Here is a 22,456-nt window from a genome sequence, read left to right as displayed (position 1 = left end):
TTACTTCACTCCTTCCAGTTCTTCTACACCATTACCGATGCCGCATACATAAAATTCGCCGGTCAGGCCGGTTCTTGCTTTATAAGCTTCGCCTACTTCGCGGATGAAGCGTTCTACATCGTCTTCATGAACCAGTGATACTGTACATCCGCCGAAGCCTGCACCGGTCATCCGGGAGCCCAGTGTACCTGGAATGCGCTGTGCTTCCTCCACCATGACATCCAGCTCTTCGCAGCTTACTTCGTACAGGTCGCGCAGCGACACGTGGGAGTCGTTCATGAACAGCCCGAACTGCTTCAGATCGTTGTTCTTCAGCACTTCTACAGAGTCAAGCACACGCTGGTTTTCTTCCACAACGTGTCGGGCCCGGCGCCGTACAGTCTCGTCGGCGATCTTGTGCTGATGAAGCTCGAACTGCTCCGGCTTCATCTCTGCCAGATACGACAGGGAAGGCACTTCCTGCTTCAGGATCGCCAGCGCTTCTTCACATTGGCTGCGGCGCTCGTTATATTTGGAGTCTACAAGACCTCTCTTCTTGTTCGTATTGCCAATTACCAGCTTGTAGGCTCCGGTTGCAAATGGAACCAGGCTGTATTCCAGTGTGTCACACATCAGGAGGATCGCATGGTCACGTTTGCCGTTAGCTACTGCGAACTGGTCCATAATCCCCGAGTTGACGCCGACGTACTGGTTCTCTGCACGCTGGGACAGGAGGGCAATTTCAACAGTATCGGTATCTCCGCCCAGCAGGGACAGGAAGGCATAACCTGTAACTACTTCGATGGAAGCGGAGGATGAGAGGCCGGAGCCGTTCGGGATTTCACCGTGGAACAGCAGATCATAGCCGCCGGAGAGCGGAAGCTCCTTCTTGGCCAGCTCAACCAGAACGCCGACAGGGTAGTCGACCCATTCGCCGGTTTTGGCTTTGCCGATTTCACTGTAGTCAATGGAAGCTGTGTAAGGGAAGTTCGTGGAAGCGAACTGCACCTTGCTGTCGCTGCGCGGACGCACGATCAGGGTTGTTCCGAAATCCAGTGCTGCCGGGAATACATAACCGCCGTTGTAGTCCAGATGCTCGCCGATCAGATTCACACGGCCCGGAGCGTAGAATACACGCGCCTCCTCCGTGCTCTCCCCGTACTTCTCGATAAATTTGCTGTTAAGTTCCTGTATGCTCATTAATGCCACTCCATCCTTTCGCTGGTTTCACTCTTTGGTCTTGGGTTCTTTTACTTGCGTCCTTTATGGTTACATTATAATAAAATCAGACTTGCCCTGATAATGCAATCATGTGTGTAATGTATGGATAAATGTGACTTTGCGCGTTATACTTTGATCAGGCCGGGCTTCAGGTTCTGGAGCCGCCTCCCTGCGTGCAGGGCATTGACAGCGTTAACTCAAGGAAAGGATCTGTCAGCGTGGAACATACCTATTCCGTAGGATCAAACCCCGTATATTACGATAAGCAGAATCTGCATGTGCTGTTTGCCGGCGAGAGCCAGACCCTGCCGGTCCATCAGGCCGGACCCAAAATCTACGATTATTATCTGCTTCACTTCATTGAATCGGGCTACGGCCAGTTCACTACCGAGCACCGTAAATATTCGCTGGGGCCGGGTGACTGCTTCCTGATCCACCCCGGCCAGCTCGTCAGCTATGTCTCGGACCGGCAGCAGCCCTGGCGGTACCGCTGGGCGGCTTTTACCGGGGCTGATGCCGATGCCCTTGTGCTTCAGGCAGGCTTCGCGCCGCAGCAGCCGGTGCTTCAGACCGCAGAGGGAACCGTATTTCCCTCGGCACTTTCCGGGATGATGCAGGCTTTCTATGCCAATAAAGAAAGCGCCCATCTCACCTCCCTCGGCTACCTTTACCTTGTTATCGGAGAAGCCGCCGAACGGCATCTCTCCGCATCACGTCTGCCGGGGGCAGAATCCCAGGTCAAGCGCACCGTGAAGCAGATGATCCATTACATGGCTTCCCAATATGCCCACCCGGTATCCATTGAACAGATGTGCGGCAGCCTGGGGTACAACAGGGCTTACCTGTCACGGATTTTCAAGCAGGAGACCGGCCTTTCACCGGTCACCTACCTGCTCAAGCTGCGCATTGAGAAATCGCGCCAGCTGCTGCGCGAACGCCCCGAGCTGTCCGTCGAGCAGGTCGCCGCTTCGGTAGGACTGACCGATGCACTCTATTTCTCCCGCCAGTTCAAGCGGTTCTGTGCCCAGTCCCCGACTGCCTACCGTCTGGCAACAGCCAGACACGGGGAGAAGTAGCCGGCCGTGCCCATGCGCCGGACTCCTGCGCTTCCCTGCTCCTGACCAGTTCCGGCTCTGGAGGTGGCACTATTTCTTATACTTGTCTACGAGCCAGACCTTTATGTAAAACAACAGCCCGTTTCCATCATGCGGAACGGGCTGTTCAGGTTATGCGGCTTATCAAAACCACATCTGGGGCTTTAGGGTCCAGTCCATGTTGTATTGCTTTGCCTGAAACCAATGGACGAGGAGATTAAATGCAAAAATGCAGCTAGAATAAAAAGTGGACACCCGTTAAGAGAGCATGAATAATGAACTTAACGAGGAGGTGTTCACATGGGTGAACAACGGCAACGATACAATGAAAAGTTTAAAAGAGAAACCGTCAAGTATATTCAGGAACAGACGAAGACGGTAGTGGAGATTGGTGAGGAGCTGGGGATCTCCCCTGGCGTGCTGCACAACTGGCTGGCGAAGTATCGGGAGTTCGGCAATGAACCTGTAAACAGTGCGGAAAAGGTTCGCGAACTCGAGCAGCGGCTGGCCGAACAAGAAAAAGAATTACGAGCAAGAGCGCAACGAATTGCAGACGTCGAAGAGGAGCTTGCCATCGTAAAAAAAGCGGTGCACATCTTCAGCAAACCAAAGAACTGAGATTTCAGTTCATCGAAACCCATCGCTCTGAGTTTCGAGTGGAGAAGATGTGCAGCGTTCTCAAAGTCTCCCGGAGCGGGTTTTACAAATGGCAAAGCGCGGCTACCAGCCCCCAAGCGGAGCGTAAGGCACGGTTACTCCAGCGAATCACCTATCATTTCAAGGATAGCAAGAAACGTTACGGCAGCCCAAAAATCACCAAGCTTCTACAGAAAGAAGGCTACATCGTTAGCGAGCGGACGGTAGGGAAATACATGCAAGAGCTGGGTTTACGCTCATGTGTCGCCAAGCGCTTTCGCGTGAAGACGACCGATTCCAATCACGATTTGCCCATCGCCCCGAACCTACTGAACCAAGACTTCAAGACCGCCGAACCCAACAAAGTCTGGGTTACGGATATCACCTACATCCCCTGCCGGGAAGGCCGGCTGTACTTGGCCAGTGTGCTCGACCTCTGCACGAAAGAAATTGTTGGTTGGAGGCTAGAGGAGCGAATGACGACTGATCTGGTACTAGGTGCCTTGGACGATGCTTACCAAGCGAAACGGCCCAAGAAGGGACTCACCCATCACTCTGATCGGGGATCGCAGTATGCCTCAGCAGATTACCGTAAACGTCTTAAGAAGTACCACATGAAGGCAAGCATGAGCCGCAAGGGAAATTGCTATGACAATGCCTGCATCGAATCCTTTCATAGCGTACTAAAGAAAGAATTTGTCTATTGCACCAAGTTCAAAACGAAGCAACAAGCGCAGGACGAGATGTTCCAGTACATTGAATTCTTTTATAACCGCAAGCGAATCCACAGTGCGCTAGGCTATGTTTCCCCTGTCCAGTTTGCGGCGAAGTTTAAAAAGAGAAAAACCGCATAATCTTTTTTTCTTGTGTCCACTTTCTTGACGGAGGTCCAAAAAGACAACTAATTCTTATAACACCCTTAGGTTTTAGAGTTTAGTTGGAAAAAAGCCACTTAATTATGCGCTTTACCCCTTATAAGCGGTTAATAGCCAAATTAAGATGCTTTTTTACACCTAATTACCTGAAAAGCTCCAAAATATCAAATTTAAGTGTCAAAAATCCATCTAGTGCCCCCGACTCCGGCTTCTCACCAGAATCAAACGAGCATTACGCATCAGGCATTAGACACCTGCCATCAGTCAAGTCTCAAGTATCAGGCATCGGACATCCACCAACTGCCACCCGCCCTCAGCCCTCACTCTCTGTCTTCAGGATCGTATCGATCCGGTCCAGCTCCTCCTGCGAGAATGCCGGATGGGACAGGCAGGCAATGTCCTCCTCAATCTGGCTGATCCGGCTGGCCCCGATCAGCGCTGAGGTCACCTTGCCCTCCCGCAGGGTCCACTGGAGTGCAAGCTGTGCCAGGCTCTGGCCGCGTGTGACAGCCAGCTGGTTAAGGGCGCGGATCTTGCGCTGTACCTCGGGCGTGATTCCGCTCTCATCCAGCGCAGCAGACGGTCCCGCTGCCCGTGAATCCACGGGAATGCCGTTAAGATATTTACTCGTCAGCAGGCCCTGCGCCAGCGGAGTGAAGGCAATCGTGCCGACTCCATTGTCTTCAAGCACCTGCTGCAGCCCGCCTTCAATCCAGCGGTCCAGCATGGAATAGCGCGGCTGGTGAATCAGCAGCGGCGTACCCATATCCTTCAGAATACGGATCGCCTCCAGCGTCTGCTCCGCCGTATAGTTGGATAATCCGATGTAAAGCGCCTTGCCCGAGCGGACGGCATAGTCCAGCGCCCCCATTGTTTCTTCAAGCGGCGTCTCCGGGTCCGGACGGTGGGAGTAGAAAATATCAACATAGTCGAGCCCGAGCCGCTTCAGGCTCTGATCCAGACTGGCGAGCATGTATTTCCGTGAGCCCCAGTCACCATACGGTCCCGGCCACATATAATATCCCGCCTTGGTGGAAATGACCATTTCATCGCGGTAAGCGGAAAGATCACGGCTGAGCACTTTGCCGAACAGCTCCTCTGCCGAGCCGGGGGGCGGACCGTAATTGTTCGCCAGGTCAAAATGGGTAATGCCAAGATCAAACGAGCGGGTAATCATTTCCCGGCCGTTCTCATAGGTGTCGATTCCGCCAAAGTTATGCCACAGCCCCAGCGATACTGCCGGGAGCCTCAGGCCGGATCTGCCCGAGCGGTTGTACTTCATCATTTCATACCGTTCATCGCTAGCCACATATACCATTGCCGATCCCTGCCTCTCGCTAACCTCGATTGCTTCACTACCCTAATTTAAACTTGGCGCCGCCGTTATAATCTGCCGCCCACAGAATTGCGCTTCACAATTGGGTCATTACCCTTCCCATAATCTCGCCGATCCGGTCTGTAATAATCAGATCAGCCCGGTGGTCATAAGGAGTAGGCTCCCCGTTCAGCAGGACAGTATGACGGCCGTGAAAATAGGTGACGAGGCTGGCTGCCGGCTGTACAGTCAGCGAGGTGCCGCCGATAATCAGCAGGTCGGCCGCAGCAATTGCCGCAACGGACCCTACCAGCACATCATGATCAAGCTCTTCCTCATACAGCACCACATCAGGCTTGATGATGCCGCCGCAATCTCCGCAGCGCGGAACCCGCTCAGCAGAGCCTGTTATGGCCTCCAGAGGATAAAAGCGGCCGCAGCCCATACAGTGGTTGCGGTGAACCGAGCCGTGCAGCTCGAACACGGCACGGCTGCCCGCCTTCTGATGCAGGCCGTCGATATTCTGCGTAATGACCGCCTTCAGCTTGCCCTGCCCTTCAAGCTCGGCAAGCAGAAGATGCGCGCCGTTCGGAACGGCCTCCGGATGAAGCATTTTGCTGCGGTAAAAATCAAAAAAAATGTCCGGGGAGGACATAAAAAACCGGCGGCTGAGCATGACCTCAGGCGGATATGGGGAATTATGCTCAGTCTGATACAGTCCGGCCGCAGAGCGGAAATCGGGAATCCCGCTTTCGGTAGAAGTTCCGGCTCCGCCGAAAAATACGATATTTCCGCTGTTCTTAATCCAGGAAACCAGTGTCTGCACTTGATCCATGCTCTGCACACGCACCTTTCTCCAAAACGAATTTAATCCGAAATGCGAAGCTGATGATACCCGGTAATAATGGCGTCCGCATCCAGCAGATGGCCAGCGGTACCTTCCGGCGAGATTCCCACGGACAGCCGCAGGCCGGCTCCTTTGCCGAGCTGCATATCCGCGTTGCTGTCACCGATAATGACGGTATGCTCCGGCAGAGCCTCCAGCTCACGGCAGGCCAGTTCGGCCATTTCGGGCGCCGGCTTACCCAGCCGCACCCGGTCTCTTGTTACCACTGTCTGAAAAAAACCTGCGATACCCATCCATTCCAGCTGCTCACCAGTTGTGCCCGCCCCGTCTGAGGTAACAACTCCGAGCTTCAGTTTTGCAGCTGCGCACTGCTGCAGGAACGGCAGAAGGCCCGGAAGAGGCACTGCAGCACGCCGTTCCCGCAGCCCGTTCATCGCCTCTTTGGCAATAGCATTAACGCGGGTTACAGCTTCGTTCCAGGGCACCCCGGCACTGTACAGCTGCCAGGCCAGGATGCCGGTGCTCTCTTCGGCTGTCGCCATGGCCAGCGGCCCGGCCGGGTCATAGCCGGTCAGCCGGCCGTCAGCATCGTGCCGGGTCCCGAGTACACGGGACAGATCGGGCAGGCGGCTGCCTCCTATGAGTGCCAGCTGATTGTCCAGCTCCTGCAGCACCAGCTCCGCCCAGGTTCCCCAGGTGGCGAGCAGGTCCAGCAGAGTGCCGTCCTTGTCAAACAAAATGCACTGGCAGGGTACGGCCAGATTATTAACATGCAGCTGCGGCATTCTCCGCCTCCTCTCTGAGGTTTATATAATCAGCGCAGATTGCCCAGCCAATCCAGAATAGCCCGCGCTGTGCGGGTCTGCTGCTCCTCTTCTGTAATGGAAGCTTCCCCGTCGCCCTTCTGCTTGCCGTAGCTTCCGAACTGGGCGTGATTTCCGCCCTCAATGGAGAAATAAACGGTATTGCCGGGCAGATAGGCGCGGCCTTCATTGTAATTCTCCCTGTTGACCACTGTATCCGCCGTTCCGAGCACAGACAGGACAGACAGCGTTGTATCCTTCAGGCTGCCCTTCTCATCCGGGTAGGACGCGAGATAAAAGACGCCCTCGAGCTGATCCGCATGCTCTGCCGCGTAACGCGATGCCATAACTCCGCCCAGGGAATGGCCGCCGATCACGAAGGACTGCTGCGGATGAGCGCTGATAATATCCTCCGCAGCATCCCCTTTAATGACAGCCAGATTGAACGGCATCTGGGCTATGTAGAACGGATGTCCTGCAGTAGCAATTCTTTTGGCGAGCGGCGCATAGGCCTCAGCTTCAACCAGCGCGCCGGGATAAAAAATAACGGCTGTACCGCTGGCCGCTGCCGGCTCAAAAGAGATCCAGCCGTCATTCTGTTCCACTGTCACTCCTGCGGCGGAGAGCATTGCAGTTTCTGCATTCTGCTCCGGCTCATACGGTGTCAGGTAATTCCACATCAGCAGTCCGGCAACCACCAGAAGGACTGCAAGCGACAGGAGAGCCCTGCGTCTGTTTATTATTTTCTTCATATAGATTCACTCCCGAGTACTGCATACAAAAAATTATAGAGGAATCAAAGAAATCAAACAACCTTCAACATATCGCCACAAATACGGCCCCTGATAGCGCTTTCTATTGTGATTGAATTCACAATAATGAGCTCCAAAAACATGTATTTTAAAATTAAATTAAAAACTTTTGCATTGTGCAACTTTTGGGGGTTAAACCATGGAGAGGGAGAACACGCTGGAGGCGCGCGGAGAAACATTTTTTCTTAACCTGCGCTTCATGCTTATCGTCACAGTATTTGCCGGTAATGCGATTGAGCCGTTAATCAGTAAAATGAGCGGCCTGCACGGGCTTTATATGTGGATTTTCAGCTTTCATATGCCGCTGTTTGTACTGGTAACCGGGTATTTTGCCAGAAAAAGCCTTACCGGAGGCGCGGGCCGCAAGGTACTCCTGCAGATCGGCATGCAGTACCTGATTTTTCAGACCCTGTATTCAGCGCTCGATGTTTCCCTTTTCCAGGTAGACGGCATTCATCACTCCGTATTCGCACCCTATCTCCTCCTGTGGTTTCTGGCCAGCCATGCGTGCTGGCGTCTCCTGATGCTCGGCATGGGCAAATGGTCCGCACCTGCACAAATTGCTTTTGCTGTAACGGCCGGCGTGGCTGTCGGCTATCTGCAGGTTGACGGGATCTGGTTCAGCATCAGCCGCACCTTTGTCTATCTGCCTTACTTCGTAATCGGCTATCATTTCTCTTTCGGCGCCTTCACCAGGCTGTACCGCAAATATATCAAAACAGCCGCAGCCGCTGCCTCATTGCTGTTACTGGCCGTCCTGGCCGCGGCAAGTCCCGAGCTTCCGCTTGGCTGGCTGTACGGCAATATGACCTACATGCAGCTTGGCGCTGGCGAATGGTATGCCGGGGTATACCGGCTGGCGCTGTACGCGGTGCAGATTGCCGCATCCCTTGCTTTTCTCGGGCTCGTGCCCTACGGTGTCAGCCGGATGACCGACTGGGGCCGCCGCACCCTGTATGTCTTCCTGCTGCACGGCTTCATTGTACGGCTGGCGGCAGTCTCCGGAATTTACGGCTATCTCGGCAATACTGCCGGAGCCGTTCTGCTGCTGCTCGCAGCCGTTCTCTGCACCGTGCTGCTGGCCCAGCCGGCAGTCAAGCGGTGGCTGCATCCGCTGGTTGAACCGCCGGTTGACTGGATGATTACCCTGCAGCGTGCAGCACTCCGGCGCACCCCATAAACAGGGGTCAGGCTTTCGCCGCCCTCTATATAAACGCCCGGCCCCTTGAGCGGTTATCCGCATCAGGAGCCGGGCGTTTATTTGTCTAGAGGCTGTTTACTCAGCCTGCAGAGTATAACTGATTTTCATTATGATATTTTGTCCGTAATCACCAAATCCGCGGCCGAACAGGTTAAGCCCGCCCTGATGAACGGCATCCGGCTGAATGCCGATCCGCAGCCGCATTTTGGGGCTGCCGTTAATGTTCAGTTCTCCGAGACCCACCTCTGATACCTGCTCCAGATCAAGCGTAGTCTGTTCATGATCAACACGCCATGTTTTTAGAGCACCGTATTGCGTAGACCCGTCAGGCCACCACTGCGGGTTCAGCCGTCCGCGCCGGTCGCCGAAATCACCGGGACTTGTCCACGAGCCGATTTCCACACCATTAATCATGACGGAAATATCCGACGGCCAGTTCTGATCATAATTGGGAGCCTCAGAGCACATCTCCATTGACAGCTCAAGCGCCTCTATCTCAGCTTCGTCCGGCAGATCTACCGGCAGCAGATATTCAAGATATCCCCGGCGCAGCCAGATCATCTGGGCATTAACATGCTTGGGGTGATAGAACCCCGCAGGTTCATCCTCTTTTACAATAAGCCCCTCTGCACTGGCCATTCCGCAGGTAGGCTCCACCTCACAATCGCTGTAATGACCAACCGGCATGTCCACCTCATACACATAGGTTTGTCTATTCTCCAGCCCCCGGTGTGTATTCAGGTTAATCTGAATATTACTGTAATTGCTGCTGCACAGCTTCATTGCCCCGCGGGATGCAGGAACAACTGCTGTACGGATCAGTCCTGCTGCTTCCAGCACTTTAACATGGCTCGCTACCGTCGATACGGGAAGCTTCAGCCTGGCGGCTATTTCAATGATATTCAGATCCTCTGCAGCAAGCAGCCGGAGCATTTCCACCCTTGAACTTGTTGATAAAGCATGAGTTACCGCAACCAGACGGTCCGGGTCCTCAAAGCTGAGCTCCAGCACAAGACTCACCTCTTTTTCTGATAAAAATATATGTACACTCACCCTCCAGCATCAAGCTGCTTCATTAACATGCTACAACAAGCTACACCGGTTCATTCATCATAATCGCCCGGAGAGCGGCCAGCGGCGCTTTCGGCTTTCTGTCATAGGTCAGCAGCCCATTGATTTCCTGCTCGACATCCGTCAGCTGGGTATAGCAATAGCCCTGAATCACCGGTGAGGTGAACATGGGCCCGACAACCGCCTGTAGCCGGCTCAGAAAATCCGCTTCGTTCTCTGCTCCGGAGTAGCCCCAGCCCTCCTGCTCGCTTTTTTTAAAGGCAATGCCCCCGAACTCCGAGACAAGCAGCGGCTGCCCCTGGTAGGAAGCCCCTCCCACAAAAATCCTGCGGTTAGCCGGCATGGCACTAACGGCCGATTCTGCCGAGGCATACCTCTGCTCCAGCACCTCCCGCCGGCTCTCATAGTCGTGGATGGTAGTCAGGTCTGTCGTCATATGCTCCCAGCCGTCATTATACACCACCGGTCTTGTCCCATCGAGGGATTTGGTCAGATGATACATGGCCAGTCCGTGCTGCTGCTGCCGCTTATCAATCTGCACATTCGGAATTCCCCAGCTTTCATTAATCGGAACCCAGGTGACAATGCAAGGATGGTTATAATCACGCTCCATAATTTCCAGCCATTCCTGTGTAAACCGCCGGACATAGGCTTCGGAGAATTCGTAAGCATTCGCCGCCTCACTCCATACCAGCAGGCCGAGCTTGTCGCACCAGTACAGAAAACGCGGATCTTCCGTCTTCTGGTGCTTGCGCACACCGTTAAAGCCCATTCTCTTGGCCAGCTCGACATCACGCCGCAAATCACCGTCAGAGGGAGCGGTCAGAATCCCTTCAGGAAAATAGCCCTGGTCGAGCACAAGCCGCTGATAATACGGCCGGTTGTTCAGGCATAGCTGCCCTTCCTCAACAGATATTTTGCGCATCCCGAAATAAGCATCCGCTTCATCTATAACAATTTCACCGCGGACAAGCTGAAGCCGGATATCATATAAATTTGGATGCTCCGGACTCCACAGCCGCCCAAGCCCATGATCAGTGAAGTCGCCCAGTCCGACGCTCCGCTGGTGTTCAGTCCCGCCGATTGTATATTCATCCTCAGCAATCCGCTCCTGCTCAAAACGGATCCTGATACGCAGTTTAAGCTTGTCTGACGCCTCATACCCTTTAAGGAACGTGTGAATCCGGACTTCATTGCGGTCAATATCAGGGGTAAGCACTGTTTTAGCCAAATGGACTTCTGATACAGGCTCCAGCCACACACTTTGCCAGATTCCGGTTGTACGGGTGTAAAAGATGGAAGCAGAGTTCTCCAGCCAATACTGCTTCCCCCTTGGCAGGGTGACATCACGGCTGAAATCCTCCGCCCGTACCACGATTCTGTTGCCGCCTTCAGCCAGCGCTGCCGTAATATCAGTCTGAAAAGGGGTATGTCCACCTTCATGCATAGCTACAAGCTGCCCATTCACCCAAACTTTGGCCAGATAATCAACAGCTCCGAAATGCAGCACAATCCTTCTGCCGCTCCAGTCTGCAGGAATGTCAAACGTTCTACGGTACCACACCACATCATGAAAAGAAGGGTCACCAATCCCGCTCAGCCTGCTCTGAAACGCAAACGGCACCTGAATTGTCCCGGAAGAAAAAGCGTCCACGTCCTCCTGATACCAGCGTTCCGCCTCACCTGCACGTTCATCATCAAAGCTGAAATCCCATTTTCCGTTAAGGCTTAACCAATCCTTGCGGACAAACTGGGGTCTTGGATATTCCGGACGGGGAATACATGTACTTTCTGCTTCTTTCGACAAAATGAGCTTTCACTCCTGCCCTTTTATGATATTGTTACAATTTTTCCATAATAAATGTTATTTGATCTAATGTTTAAAACATAATGTACGTAATTCAAGACAGATTATAAGGACGTTCCTAAAGGTTGTCAACGCTTACAAAAACAATTCATCAAAAACAATCGGATTCTTATATCTTTTAATCCATAACTGCAAAACTTCAATTCATTACAATATTATTGTAATAATTCATAACATCCATGCTCTATTCGTTATTTTCAAAAATGTCCGATCCTCACAGACCGCTTACAGCCTGATAAAAGACAGCTGCAGCTCCGGAAAATAACCTGATTCTCCCAAGCCGACAAACTTCACATTGTCCGGTAGAAAAAACAGGCCTTTTATGATAGACTCACTAATAACAATGGCACGCTGCCCGCTTAGGCAGGTTAGTTTGGCCCTGTTAATACGGCATTATTTTTTATAGAAACGGCTCCGCCCTCCTTCTGCAAGATGAAGCTGGACCCCGTTATTTCTATAAACCGCAGATACGCAGCTTTCGGGATTGCAATGCGTTAATGCGACACTATATCCGTTCAACAAATTTCGGGAGGGAATGTTAATATGGCAGCCAAGAAAATGCGTTCAGACATGATTAAAAAAGGCTTCGACCGTGCTCCGCACCGCAGTCTCCTGCGTGCAGCCGGAGTTAAAGAGGAGGATTTCGGCAAACCGTTCATCGCGGTCTGCAACTCCTACATTGATATTGTACCTGGTCATGTTCATCTGCAGGAATTCGGCAAAATCGTCAAGGAAGCGATCCGCGAAGCTGGCGGCGTTCCTTTTGAATTCAATACGATCGGCGTAGACGACGGAATCGCCATGGGCCACATCGGTATGCGCTATTCGCTGCCAAGCCGTGAGATCATCGCTGATGCACTGGAAACCGTTGTTTCCGCGCACTGGTTCGATGGTATGGTCTGCATTCCCAACTGTGATAAAATTACTCCCGGCATGATGATGGGCGCCCTGCGCGTCAACATCCCGACCATCTTTGTCAGCGGCGGACCGATGAAAGCCGGCGTAGACAGCAAAGGCAACAAGCTTTCCCTGACTTCCGTATTTGAAGGCGTTGGCGCACACCAGGTCGGCAAGATCAATGATGCCGAGCTGCTTGAGCTAGAACAATTCGGCTGTCCTACCTGCGGTTCCTGTTCGGGTATGTTTACTGCGAACTCCATGAACTGTCTGGCTGAAGCAATGGGTCTTGCCCTTCCGGGTAACGGCACCATCCTTGCCGTAGCCGAAGAACGCAGAGATTTCGTACGCAAATCAGCTACCCAGCTGATGGAGCTGATCAAGCTGGATCTGAAGCCGCGTGATATCGTAACCAAGGAATCACTGGATAACGCCTTTGCTCTTGATATGGCGATGGGCGGCTCGACAAACACAGTGCTTCACACACTGGCTCTGGCCCAGGAAGCCGAGATCGATTATCCGCTGGAGCGCATCAACGAAGTGGCTAACCGTGTACCTTATCTGGCCAAGCTGGCTCCTGCCTCCGACATCTTCATCGAGGATGTTGACCGTGCAGGCGGCGTAAGCGCCGTGCTGAACGAGCTGCTCAAGAAGCCGGGTGCTCTCTTCGGCGACTGCATGACCGTTACCGGCAAAACCATTGCCGAGAATGTCCGCGGCCACGAAATTCTGGATACCAGCGTTATTCATAAGCTGGACAATCCATACTCCGAAGTAGGCGGTCTCGCTGTACTCTACGGCAACCTGGCACCGGAAGGCTCGATCATCAAGGTCGGTGCAGTTGACGCTTCTGTAGGCGGCTACCACAAAGGACCGGCGATCTGCTTTGATTCCCAGGAAACGGCACTGGAAGGAATCGCTAACGGCAAGGTTAAAGAAGGCCATGTCGTAGTTATCCGTTATGAAGGTCCGAAGGGCGGACCGGGCATGCCGGAAATGCTTGCCCCTACCTCCCAGATCGTCGGCATGGGCCTCGGCGCCAAAGTCGGCCTGATCACCGACGGACGTTTCTCCGGCGCATCCCGCGGGATCAGCATCGGGCACATCTCGCCGGAAGCTGCTGAAGGCGGACCCATCGCATTCGTTGAAGACGGCGACATCATCGAGCTGGATCTGATCAACCGCAAGATCGAGCTGCTGGTTGATGAGGAAACTCTGGCGACCCGCCGCTCCGGCTGGAAGGGCTTTGAGCCTAAGGTCAAGAAAGGCTACCTGGCCCGCTATTCCGCGCTTGTTACCAACGCAAGCAAAGGCGGCGTGCTGAAGATTTAATTGTTAATATTCAGGCCCCGGACGCGTGAGACGTCCGGGGCCTTTTTGTGTCCGGGCCTCTGCCGCAAGCGCGTCCGGGTTCCCTTGGACGAAATGAATGACACCGCATTTGCAGACAGCGTTTCCTCCGTACGATTAACTGCACTTTGTACAGTTATAAGGACTGCTTTTAACGGAAAGGTCAGTATAGCTGTATTCTGTGCAACTAAACGGCCGCATAAAGCCGCTTTGGGCCGATTCTGGCTGAAATAGCTGCAGGCAATCCGCCAATCCTAATTCAGTATTAGACGAAAATCAGAGAACGGCCAGCAGGCCCGTAGCAGATAACCAAAAAAGACAGGGGCTTCAAAAGCCCCTGCCCTGTCCTGCACAAGTTATAACGGTAATAATGGCCTGGTTACTGCCTAAAGCTAATAAAGCAAACAAATGTATGAATCTACCCGCTGAGCAGCTTAATGTACAACCGTCGCTCCCGGAAGCTCTGCCTCCAGGGCCAGCTCCTCTTCCCTTGTCCGCTCACGTGCTTTTACCTGCTTCTGCGGCCGCTGGTGGTTCATCTTGCCAAGCAGCTCCGATACCGGCATCAGCATCATCTTCGGCACAAGCACCTCACTGCGTTCCTTAAGCCGTGCACCGCCTGCCGGATGAATGACGCTTAGCAGAATGCTCAGATAAAACTTGGTCGAACGGGCAAACCAGCCGTCCGGCAGATCCAGCACCATAAAGCCGAACTTCTCCGGCCCGCGGTTGAGCATGCTCACCCCGTACAGCGCCTTGGCCTCTGCCAGATCCACATCTGCAGCAATCCGCTCTGCCAGCACCGGCAGATCCTTCTCCATGCGGCGGATCATCCGGATGGCCAGCTGTGCAGAGGACCGGGAGTGCACGCCGAGCTCAAACAGCTGCCTGTTGTCGATATGCAGCTCGATGATCGGGTCGCCCTTGGTCAGGCGTTCGCCGTTATCCATCAGTACAGGCTCCCCCTGATACTTGCGCAGCCGGTAATGCAGGAACGGGTCAGCGGGTGCAATCGTCTTGATCCGGAACAGGAACTGGAAGCACTGCTCCCAGATCAGCCACAGGCCGACGACCAGCCGTTTGCCGAAGGAGAGCTGTGTGACCGGGGAGGTCTGCACCTGCCGGATCATCTCGTCGATCCGGATACTGCGCAGCCCCCGGCGGCGGGCCTCATCCAGCATCCGTTCGAGGGCAACCAGCATATGCTCCGGCGCTTTCGGATCGGCACCGAGGGTCGTTCCGCAATCATGCAGAAGCATCACCTCACCGGGACCCAGCTTGTTAAGCAGCTTGCCGGTCAGGCGTTCTGCACCAAGCTTCTCTTTCCAGTCGCCGAACATTGCCGACCATAATACGATCTGCACCTGGCGGCGCTTGGAGAAATCGAACAGGTTGACAATGCCCCACGGCGGCCGGTAGTACGTGCTGCGTACACCTGTAATACTGTAGATAATGTCATCTGTGCGCTTGATCTGCTGCTTGACGGTGGCAGGCCGCATCAGCCAGTTTGTTTTGTGCACATAATTATGAATGCCGATGAGATGACCCTCATCATGGATACGCTTTATAATCTCCGGATTCTGCTCGGCGTGTGAGCCGACGACAAAGAAGGTTGCCTTGGCATCATACCGTTTCAAAAGATCCAGCAGCAGCGGTGTATAGTGCGGGTCCGGCCCGTCATCAAAGGTCAGGGCAAATTCACTGCGCCCGATCCCTTTGCGGAAGACGCGGTAGCCGAATATTCTGCTGATCATTCCGGGAATGAAAGCATAGAAAGTAGAAATGTAAAATAACCAGAGCAGCAAAGTCTGCATGTATATTCCCCGCTTTTCCAGAGTTGACTTTGGCTCGTCTTACGGGTACGGCCAAGTAGGGTGAGACCTATCGGACAGTTCCGAAAAAAAACGTTACCCCCTATTTTAACACAGGTCATAAAGAAAAAGACGCATTTTTATTAAAATCGTGTACAATGAATGGAAGATAAATTTGTCATTTTCTCTAAAAAGAAACCAATGTCATGGAGCAACGTAAAATCAGCTAAATTCATGTAATGGAAAAGGAGTCGTGTTAATCTATGCTGCCGCTGTACAAAAAATATTGGCGAACGTTCTTTGACATCGGGCTGGTCGTGCTGACGGTGTATCTCGTTATGCTCGCGTTCAGCAAGCTGTACCAGCTCGCCGCGCCTGTATTTCTGTCATTTTTTGTTTTCCTGCTGATTGAGCCGCTGGCCCGCTTCCTTAACCGCAAAGGCATGGGCAAGCCCTTTGCCTCAGCCATCTCGGTGCTGCTGTTTCTGGTCATTCTGCTTGGCATCCTGTTTGGCGCCGGCTTGCTAATCGCTACCCAGGCACTGCAATTCCAGGATAGCCTGCCGCGGTACACCGCAATCATCCAGCTGCATTTTGCCGAAGCCACTACATATCTACAGCAGCAGATTGATGCCCTCCCGGCCGATCTGACCGACAAAATTAACGGCTATTTCACAGATGCCACCAATGTCCTGTCTGACTGGCTGGTTGTTTTTCTAAAATATATGATCGGAGCGCTTGGTTCCTTCTCTTCCTTTATGGGGAATTTCGGTATTGCGATTATTCTGGCCTTTTTCCTCAGCATGGAGATCAAGGACTGGCGCAAAATCGCCCATGATAAAATGCCCAAGACGTTCAAAACTGCTTACGCTTTTGTCCAGGGGAATGTGTTTAAGGCCATTGGCTCTTATCTCAAGGCACAGCTGATCCTGATCGGCATCACCTTCGTTATTGTACTGGCCGGCCTGCTCATTCTCGGTACCGGCAATGTGCTGACAATGGCGCTGATCTGTGCCGTATTCGACGTGCTGCCGCTGCTGGGTGTATCCACCATCCTGATTCCCTGGATCATCTACCTGTTCATTGTCGGCAACACTTCTCTAGCTATTGGACTGATTGTGCTGCTTGCCGTTGTACTGATTGTAAGGCAGCTGCTGGAACCCAAGATTACCGGTAATTCCATCGGCGTCTCCTCCGCTTTCCTGATGCTGTCCTTTGTAATCTTCTCTATGTCGGCCTTCGGTGTCGCCGGACTGATCCTGTCACCGATTCTGCTCATACTGATCAAGGAGCTGATCCAGCAGGGCTATCTGCAGCGCTGGATCTATCTCCCGCAGGAAGAGTTCATTGTATCCCCGTTCGCCGCATCCGGCCCGTCCACTGCCGGCGGCACCGTGTCCGGTGATTCCGCCGCTGAGCCTCAGGCTCCGGAAGATGCCGACAGCAAATCAAAAATCTGACCGAACAGCCGGGTAGCGGTATGTTCACTGTCGGGGTCCACGTTCTCCACAGCAACGGAGACGGCATACCGGGGATGGTCTGCCGGCCCGTAGCCGATAAACCACTGGTTGTTGCGCGGCACACCTTTCACCATTGTCTGTGCCGTTCCGGATTTGCCGGCGACCGGCCACTGCGTACTGCGCAGCCGTTTGCCGGTTCCCTCCGTAACGACCAGGCGCATCCATGACAGCAGCGCCTGCGCGGTCTCACGGGAGATGGCGCCTGCGGCGGCCGGCGCCAGATGGGCGGGCAGCTCCTGCAGCGTCTGCCCGTTCCGGAAGGCGACGCGCTGCAGAATGCGCGGCGCCCGCACTTCCCCGCCATGCAGCAGCGTGACAACCAGATTCGCCGCCTGCAGCGGCGTCATGGTTACATCCCGCTGGCCAATGGCGGTCTGCACCCTGGCCCCGGCGTCGTCCGGAACCAGGGTGCTGAAGATCCGGCCCGGCTGCTCGCCAGCCAGCGGCCGGAGCACCGGCTGGCCCAGCGTGTCCGCAGCCTGCCAGCCGATGTCTCTGCCCAGGCCGAGTGCAAGCGCTGCGGCCTGGAGCTGAGCGCCGCTGAGCCGCTCGGCCAGCGTAGCGAATACGGTATTACAGGACACGGCGAACCCTTGCGCCAGCGTGAGGGAGCCGTGTTTTTTGCCGTGCGGGCAGGACAGGTGATACCTGCCGAATTCGCCGGAGCAGAAGAAGCGCTCCTCCGGCGAGGTCAAGCCGGCTTCGAGGGCTGCGGCGGCCGTAACAATCTTGAAGACCGAGCCGGGGATAGCCGCCTGCAGTGCCCGGTTGTTCCATTCGCCGCCTTCGGGCGAGATATGATCCGGGTCATATAGAGGCAGCGAAACCATAGCTTCAATGTCCCCTGACCTGGAGTCCAGTACAACTACCGCCCCTTCCTTCATCCCGGCCTCCACAGCCAGCTTTTCTATCCCTTCCTGCAGCTCTTTATCAATAGTGGTATATACAGAGAGCGGATAATACGGATTCCCCGGTGTTCTGACTTTCAGTACGCTGCCGGGAAGCCGGTTGCCGCGGGCATCCACCTGCGCATACACTTCCGTATGTCCGACTCCCTGCAGCAGCGGCTCCAGCGTCTTCTCAAGCCCGTCCGTTCCGGCCAGGGGAACCCGCAGTCCGGTCGGGGACTGCTTCGCAGCCGCAGGCGGCAGCTCAGACAGATACCCCAGCCACTGACGTCCGGATGCAGCTCCGTCATATCTGCGGGCAAACGGCAGCGCGCGAACGTAGCTGAGCTCAAGCTGCTCTACCTGCTCTGCCTGATCCGGGCTCAGCGCCAAGGGCTTCCGGCTGCCGGCCGAGGGCCAGATCAGCGGCTCCTTCAGGCCGCTGATCCGGCTCTCCAGCTCGCCGTACGTCACTCCCAGTACAGTGGCAAGCTGCTGCAGCTTATGTCCATCTGCGTCTTCAGCCCGTTCCTCCTGCGGAAAAAAAGCCGCCGTCCACACCGTCTCGCCGGCAAGCGGCTTGCCGCTGCGGTCATAGAGCCGCCCTCTTCCGCTGTCGAGTACCGTCTCCCGCTCACTTTGAATTTCAGCCATTTGGGCCATTGTATATGCGGCACCGGGTACGTTCCTGTCCTTCAGCACAAGCTGCACCCAGGCAAGTCTGATTATCAGAACTCCAACAAGAGCCGACAAAATGAGCAGGCTCCAGACAATACGCTTATTGCTGTGTTTATGCAAGGTCATTCCTCCCGCTTGCCGCCTGTACCTTAGCCGGCCAGGACTTCTGCACCTATTATGCCCACCTTCCTGATAAATTACATACCCTGCATCAGCGAAATCAAAAAGCCGTACTATCCGGGGGGACAGTACGGCTGATAATAGTCATTCTATACGCTGAACCTGGACAGCCGCTCCCTGAGCCGGAGAGAAGCCTTCTCCAGCTTACCTGAAAGCTCGACCAGATAATCACTCACATTCTGCTGTTCGCCGCTGAGTGAGGCAACCTCCTCGGAGGCTGCAGAGGATTCCTCGGCAAACGAGCTGACATTCCCGATCGTCTCTGACAGCCCTCTTTGAGACTGACTTAACCCGGCGATGGAATCCGACACGGAATCAAGGCTCGCTATGAACTGGTTCATCCGCTCCTGTACCGATACGAAAATTTCACTTGTATCCCGGACTGAGGCCATCTGCTCCGTAAAGAGCGGGGCTACTTGAGACAAGGCGTTCACCGTCTCATTGATATCCTTAATAATCGTGTCCGTAGTTTCCGCGACCAGGGCAATAGAGCGCTTGGACTGGTCGGCAAGCTGGCGGATTTCATCGGCCACCACCATGAAGCCGCTGCCCGCCTCGCCTGCACGCGCTGCTTCGATAGTGGCATTCAGCGACAGAATATTCGTCTGCTGCGTGATATTCTGCATGACATCCAGCACCTTGATGACCGAGGATGCCGTCTCCTGCAGCTCGTTCACCTTCTCCACCAGGGTACCAGTCATTCTGCCGGTGCTCCCGGTTCTATCCAGGAGTTCCTGCAGTCTGGCAACTCCCTCCCGGCTCGATTGCCCGACACTGTGTGCCGTGCTGCTCATTTCCTGTGCTGCAGAGATAACCAGAGCTGTCTGGCCGGATATCCGCTCCGTCATTTCATTGCCCTGGTCGGCTTCAAGCGCCAGGCTGCCGGCTCCGCCGGCAATCTCCTCCGTTGCGGAAGCGATATCCCGGGCCGCCATCGCCGTCTTGCGTGACGCCTCACCCAGAGCGTCTGCCGTCTCAAGCACTTCACGGGCGGTTTCATTCGTATGTACTACGAGCTCATTAATCCGCTCCATCATCATATTAAAAGAGCCGGAGAGCTGGCCGATTTCGTCCCGTGACGTTACTTGGGTACGAACCCTGAGATCTCCCTCCGCTCCCGCGAACATCAGTGTTTTCAACCGGTTCAGCGGTCCCGAGACCATCCGCATCATCCAGAAGCCGATTAAAACTGCAATAACGCCGGCGGCTGCGACAGCAATGTATGTGGTATTCAGGATACGTCCGGCTTCCCTGGTCAGATTGTCCGCCGGCACTACGCCCAGAACCCTCCATCCAGAGCTTGCCAGTGTGCCGTACACCGCCAGAATGGACTTGCCCTGCTCATCCTCGGTCGGCAGCGAGCCTGATGCCTGGCTGAGGCCATTAAACAGTGTTCCGCCCAGGCGCAGATAAGAATCCGCCTCCTGATGCTGTGAGGTGGCAATGAGCTCATCTTTGCTTGTCAGCAGCTGGATGTAGGAATCCGCACCCAGGCTGACCTTGCTTAGCTGGTTCTCAATATCGGCGGTCTTGATATCACAGACTGCAATATAGCCTGCGTTTCCGGAGTTAAGGCTAACGGATTTGGCAAAATGAAAGACACCCGCATTCTCCCCCTGCTTCACAGCCTGTGTAATCCATACACTCTGGGGCTGCTTTTGCAGCTGGCTGAACCAGTCATTACCCCGTATTCCTTCAATAAATGTGTTATCAGCCGCTCCGGAAGCCAGAACCGGCAGGCTCTCATCCAGCGGAACAAGATATACAGCCTGCATATTACCGGCAGCATTGAGCCACTGGTCCAGAACTGCCTGAATCCTTGCAACCGCTGCCTTCCGCGTCCCATTGTCGGATGACGCCGTTCCAGACTGGACAGCCTGCACAATCGTCTCATTGTAAAACAGCTCACCCAGCCTGTCCTCAAAACGCAGCAGAATAACATCCAGCTTCTCAGCCGTCTGCTGAACGGTCTGTTCGTTAGCTGCCAGAGCATTAGTTTCAATCGTATGTTTAGCTACGGAGTACGAGGTATAGCCAAGTGACAGCACTATTCCCATAGTGGTGATGAAAAACACCAGGAATAACCGCGTTCCCAGCGATCTGGATGGAAGCAGCCGGGCGAATCCACTGCTGCCTGCTCTTGATTTACTCACAAAAAACCACCGCCGAATCTTTATTATCTTTTGCACATAACCGCATTTAATCATAAACGATTAAGCTTACAGTTGCTGTGATTTTGTTCTATCAGGCGAATGGTGTCGAAGATTCTTGAAATGATCGGAATCCCCACCCTGTTTCATCAGTTTCCCCTCTTGAAATCACCTCCGAAAAGGGTTATAACTAAATTGTATTCTTAAATTATCGTTTTGTTATTAAATTTTCGCTAAATAATAATAACAAAATATACAATGTTATCTTTTTATTATCATAAAATTAGCAAAGTGGGGGTTGCAAATGTCACGGCTGAATGAATATGTCGGAGGCGTTACCTGGGGTTTCATGGGTAAACGGGGAACGTGGGCAACAGAGGCTGCCGGGGTCTCAATGGAACTTATGAAATCGGTTACGGGAGCCAACTGGACGGCAATCGCCTTCAGCGCTTTTCAGGCTACTGCCCAGTCCACAGCTATCCCTTACCAGGAGGCGCCGACGGTTACTGATGATGAAGTGCTATGGGCAATCCGTAAGGCCAAGTCACTTGGCTTAAAGGTCTGTCTGAAACCGATTGTCAACTGCGCTGACGGGACATGGCGGGCTCATATCAATTTCTTTGACAAGGATGTTCCCTGTGAGCCTAAGTGGTCAGACTGGTTCCGCTCTTATACGGCCTTTATCCTGCATTATGCTGCGATTGCCGAGGAAACCGGCTGTGAAATGTTCTGTATCGGCTGTGAAATGGTGCAGACGGACCGGCGTGAAGCCGAATGGCGCACACTGATTGCGGAAGTCCGCAAGGTATACACCGGTGTACTGACCTACAATTGCGACAAGTATCAGGAGGACAATGTGACCTGGTGGGATGCGCTCGATGTAATCTCCTCCAGCGGTTATTATCCTGACACAGACTGGGAAGCACAGCTGGACAGAATTGAAGCGGTGGTAAAAGCGTACGGCAAGCCCTTCTTCTTTATGGAAGCCGGCTGTCCGAGCCGCAGCGGAAGCGCAGCGATTCCCAATGACTGGTCACTGCCGGGCGGACCGGATCAGAAGGAGCAGCTCCGCTTCTACCGGGCAATGTTCGGTGCAAGCGGGGGCCGCAGCTGGGTGCAGGGCTTCATGCTCTGGGACTGGCCGGCTGAGCTTTACCCGCTGGAGGAGGCAGCAGCCAATGATGATTACTGCATGTACGGCAAGGCGGCTGCACCGGTTATCAAGGAATATTTTACATCCAAAATAAATAGTGAGGAGTGAA

Annotated in this window: 17 protein-coding genes; 7 read left to right on the top strand and 10 right to left on the bottom strand. The window is 54.0% G+C overall.

The annotated features are described in order from the left end of the window. Positions 1-1,179 (bottom strand): galactokinase, encoded by a 1,179-nt coding sequence (locus tag AC4G46_RS08975; RefSeq protein ID WP_491127625.1) that lies wholly within the window; start codon positions 1,177-1,179, stop codon positions 1-3. A 239-nt stretch (positions 1,180-1,418) separates the two neighbouring features. Here AC4G46_RS08975 and AC4G46_RS08970 point away from each other — a divergent pair, with 239 nt between their 5' ends. The 3 genes from AC4G46_RS08970 to AC4G46_RS08960 all read left to right on the top strand — a co-directional run bounded on the left by AC4G46_RS08970 (position 1,419) and on the right by AC4G46_RS08960 (position 3,784). After that, positions 1,419-2,276, top strand: coding sequence for an AraC family ligand binding domain-containing protein (locus AC4G46_RS08970; RefSeq protein ID WP_491127624.1), 858 nt, complete (start codon positions 1,419-1,421; stop codon positions 2,274-2,276). Positions 2,277-2,594: 318 nt separating this feature from the next. Further along, positions 2,595-2,912 carry a transposase gene (locus AC4G46_RS08965; RefSeq protein WP_060818741.1) on the top strand — a complete coding sequence of 106 codons (318 nt, stop codon included), beginning with the start codon at positions 2,595-2,597 and terminating at the stop codon, positions 2,910-2,912. Beyond that, the gene (locus AC4G46_RS08960; RefSeq protein WP_491128831.1) at positions 2,819-3,784 is read left to right on the top strand and encodes an IS3 family transposase; all 966 of its coding nucleotides are present in this window, start codon (positions 2,819-2,821) and stop codon (positions 3,782-3,784) included. The genes AC4G46_RS08965 and AC4G46_RS08960 overlap by 94 nt, the downstream gene beginning before the upstream one ends. 334 nt (positions 3,785-4,118) lie before the next feature. Here AC4G46_RS08960 and mgrA read toward each other — a convergent pair whose 3' ends face one another. The 4 genes from mgrA to AC4G46_RS08940 form a co-directional block, all read right to left on the bottom strand. Beyond that, positions 4,119-5,123 carry an L-glyceraldehyde 3-phosphate reductase gene (gene mgrA, locus AC4G46_RS08955; RefSeq protein ID WP_491127623.1) on the bottom strand — a complete coding sequence of 335 codons (1,005 nt, stop codon included), beginning with the start codon at positions 5,121-5,123 and terminating at the stop codon, positions 4,119-4,121. 94 nt (positions 5,124-5,217) lie between these two features. Next, the gene (locus tag AC4G46_RS08950) at positions 5,218-5,955 is read right to left on the bottom strand and encodes an NAD-dependent protein deacylase (RefSeq protein ID WP_491127622.1); all 738 of its coding nucleotides are present in this window, start codon (positions 5,953-5,955) and stop codon (positions 5,218-5,220) included. A gap of 32 nt (positions 5,956-5,987) precedes the next feature. Beyond that, positions 5,988-6,752: an HAD family hydrolase gene (locus tag AC4G46_RS08945; protein WP_491127621.1), complete on the bottom strand. Its 765-nt coding sequence runs from the start codon at positions 6,750-6,752 to the stop codon at positions 5,988-5,990. A gap of 29 nt (positions 6,753-6,781) precedes the next feature. Next, positions 6,782-7,522: an alpha/beta hydrolase gene (locus AC4G46_RS08940; RefSeq protein WP_491127620.1), complete on the bottom strand. Its 741-nt coding sequence runs from the start codon at positions 7,520-7,522 to the stop codon at positions 6,782-6,784. A gap of 199 nt (positions 7,523-7,721) precedes the next feature. Here AC4G46_RS08940 and AC4G46_RS08935 point away from each other — a divergent pair, with 199 nt between their 5' ends. Beyond that, positions 7,722-8,762, top strand: coding sequence for an acyltransferase family protein (locus AC4G46_RS08935; protein ID WP_491127619.1), 1,041 nt, complete (start codon positions 7,722-7,724; stop codon positions 8,760-8,762). A 96-nt stretch (positions 8,763-8,858) separates the two neighbouring features. Here the strand turns inward: AC4G46_RS08935 and AC4G46_RS08930 are convergent, their stop codons facing one another. Both AC4G46_RS08930 and AC4G46_RS08925 read right to left on the bottom strand, forming a co-directional pair. Continuing rightward, positions 8,859-9,794, bottom strand: a complete 936-nt coding sequence (locus AC4G46_RS08930; RefSeq protein ID WP_491128830.1) for an ArsR/SmtB family transcription factor — start codon at positions 9,792-9,794, stop codon at positions 8,859-8,861. 82 nt (positions 9,795-9,876) lie between these two features. Continuing rightward, positions 9,877-11,661: a glycoside hydrolase family 2 protein gene (locus AC4G46_RS08925; RefSeq protein ID WP_491127618.1), complete on the bottom strand. Its 1,785-nt coding sequence runs from the start codon at positions 11,659-11,661 to the stop codon at positions 9,877-9,879. A 603-nt stretch (positions 11,662-12,264) separates the two neighbouring features. Here AC4G46_RS08925 and ilvD point away from each other — a divergent pair. Then, complete coding sequence (gene ilvD / locus AC4G46_RS08920; protein ID WP_491127617.1) at positions 12,265-13,950, top strand: dihydroxy-acid dehydratase; 1,686 nt, start codon at positions 12,265-12,267, stop codon at positions 13,948-13,950. 452 nt (positions 13,951-14,402) lie between these two features. Here the strand turns inward: ilvD and AC4G46_RS08915 are convergent, their stop codons facing one another. Then, positions 14,403-15,782 carry a polysaccharide deacetylase family protein gene (locus AC4G46_RS08915; RefSeq protein ID WP_491127616.1) on the bottom strand — a complete coding sequence of 460 codons (1,380 nt, stop codon included), beginning with the start codon at positions 15,780-15,782 and terminating at the stop codon, positions 14,403-14,405. 260 nt (positions 15,783-16,042) lie between these two features. Between AC4G46_RS08915 and AC4G46_RS08910 the strand changes: the two genes are divergently transcribed. Beyond that, complete coding sequence (locus AC4G46_RS08910; RefSeq protein ID WP_491127615.1) at positions 16,043-17,239, top strand: AI-2E family transporter; 1,197 nt, start codon at positions 16,043-16,045, stop codon at positions 17,237-17,239. Here AC4G46_RS08910 and AC4G46_RS08905 read toward each other — a convergent pair. Then, on the bottom strand, positions 17,200-18,984 hold the full coding sequence (locus AC4G46_RS08905) for a peptidoglycan D,D-transpeptidase FtsI family protein (protein WP_491127614.1): 1,785 nt from the start codon (positions 18,982-18,984) through the stop codon (positions 17,200-17,202). The two genes, AC4G46_RS08910 and AC4G46_RS08905, sit on opposite strands and share 40 nt — an antisense overlap. 149 nt (positions 18,985-19,133) lie before the next feature. Continuing rightward, the gene (locus AC4G46_RS08900; protein WP_491127613.1) at positions 19,134-21,197 is read right to left on the bottom strand and encodes a methyl-accepting chemotaxis protein; all 2,064 of its coding nucleotides are present in this window, start codon (positions 21,195-21,197) and stop codon (positions 19,134-19,136) included. A 301-nt stretch (positions 21,198-21,498) separates the two neighbouring features. On the opposite strand from AC4G46_RS08900, the gene AC4G46_RS08895 reads away from it, so the two are divergent. Beyond that, positions 21,499-22,455 carry a glycoside hydrolase family 113 gene (locus AC4G46_RS08895; RefSeq protein WP_491127612.1) on the top strand — a complete coding sequence of 319 codons (957 nt, stop codon included), beginning with the start codon at positions 21,499-21,501 and terminating at the stop codon, positions 22,453-22,455. The last annotated feature ends 1 nt before the right edge of the window (position 22,456 follow it).

It is taken from the genome of Paenibacillus sp. fava2 (genome assembly GCF_058313675.1).
The sequence above is the reverse complement of the archived record's forward strand: the minus strand, read 5'-3'. Positions and strand labels throughout refer to the sequence as shown.

Bases quoted from the DNA above. Each gene is read 5' to 3' on its own strand.
- AC4G46_RS08975 (WP_491127625.1), bottom strand. From the start codon at position 1,179: ATGAGCATACAGGAACTTAACAGCAAATTTATCGAGAAGTACGGGGAG.
- AC4G46_RS08965 (WP_060818741.1), top strand. From the start codon at position 2,595: ATGGGTGAACAACGGCAACGATACAATGAAAAGTTTAAAAGAGAAACC.
- mgrA (WP_491127623.1), bottom strand. From the start codon at position 5,123: ATGGTATATGTGGCTAGCGATGAACGGTATGAAATGATGAAGTACAAC.
- AC4G46_RS08950 (WP_491127622.1), bottom strand. From the start codon at position 5,955: ATGGATCAAGTGCAGACACTGGTTTCCTGGATTAAGAACAGCGGAAAT.
- AC4G46_RS08945 (WP_491127621.1), bottom strand. From the start codon at position 6,752: ATGCCGCAGCTGCATGTTAATAATCTGGCCGTACCCTGCCAGTGCATT.
- AC4G46_RS08940 (WP_491127620.1), bottom strand. From the start codon at position 7,522: ATGAAGAAAATAATAAACAGACGCAGGGCTCTCCTGTCGCTTGCAGTC.
- AC4G46_RS08935 (WP_491127619.1), top strand. From the start codon at position 7,722: ATGGAGAGGGAGAACACGCTGGAGGCGCGCGGAGAAACATTTTTTCTT.
- ilvD (WP_491127617.1), top strand. From the start codon at position 12,265: ATGGCAGCCAAGAAAATGCGTTCAGACATGATTAAAAAAGGCTTCGAC.
- AC4G46_RS08915 (WP_491127616.1), bottom strand. From the start codon at position 15,782: ATGCAGACTTTGCTGCTCTGGTTATTTTACATTTCTACTTTCTATGCT.
- AC4G46_RS08910 (WP_491127615.1), top strand. From the start codon at position 16,043: ATGCTGCCGCTGTACAAAAAATATTGGCGAACGTTCTTTGACATCGGG.
- AC4G46_RS08895 (WP_491127612.1), top strand. From the start codon at position 21,499: ATGTCACGGCTGAATGAATATGTCGGAGGCGTTACCTGGGGTTTCATG.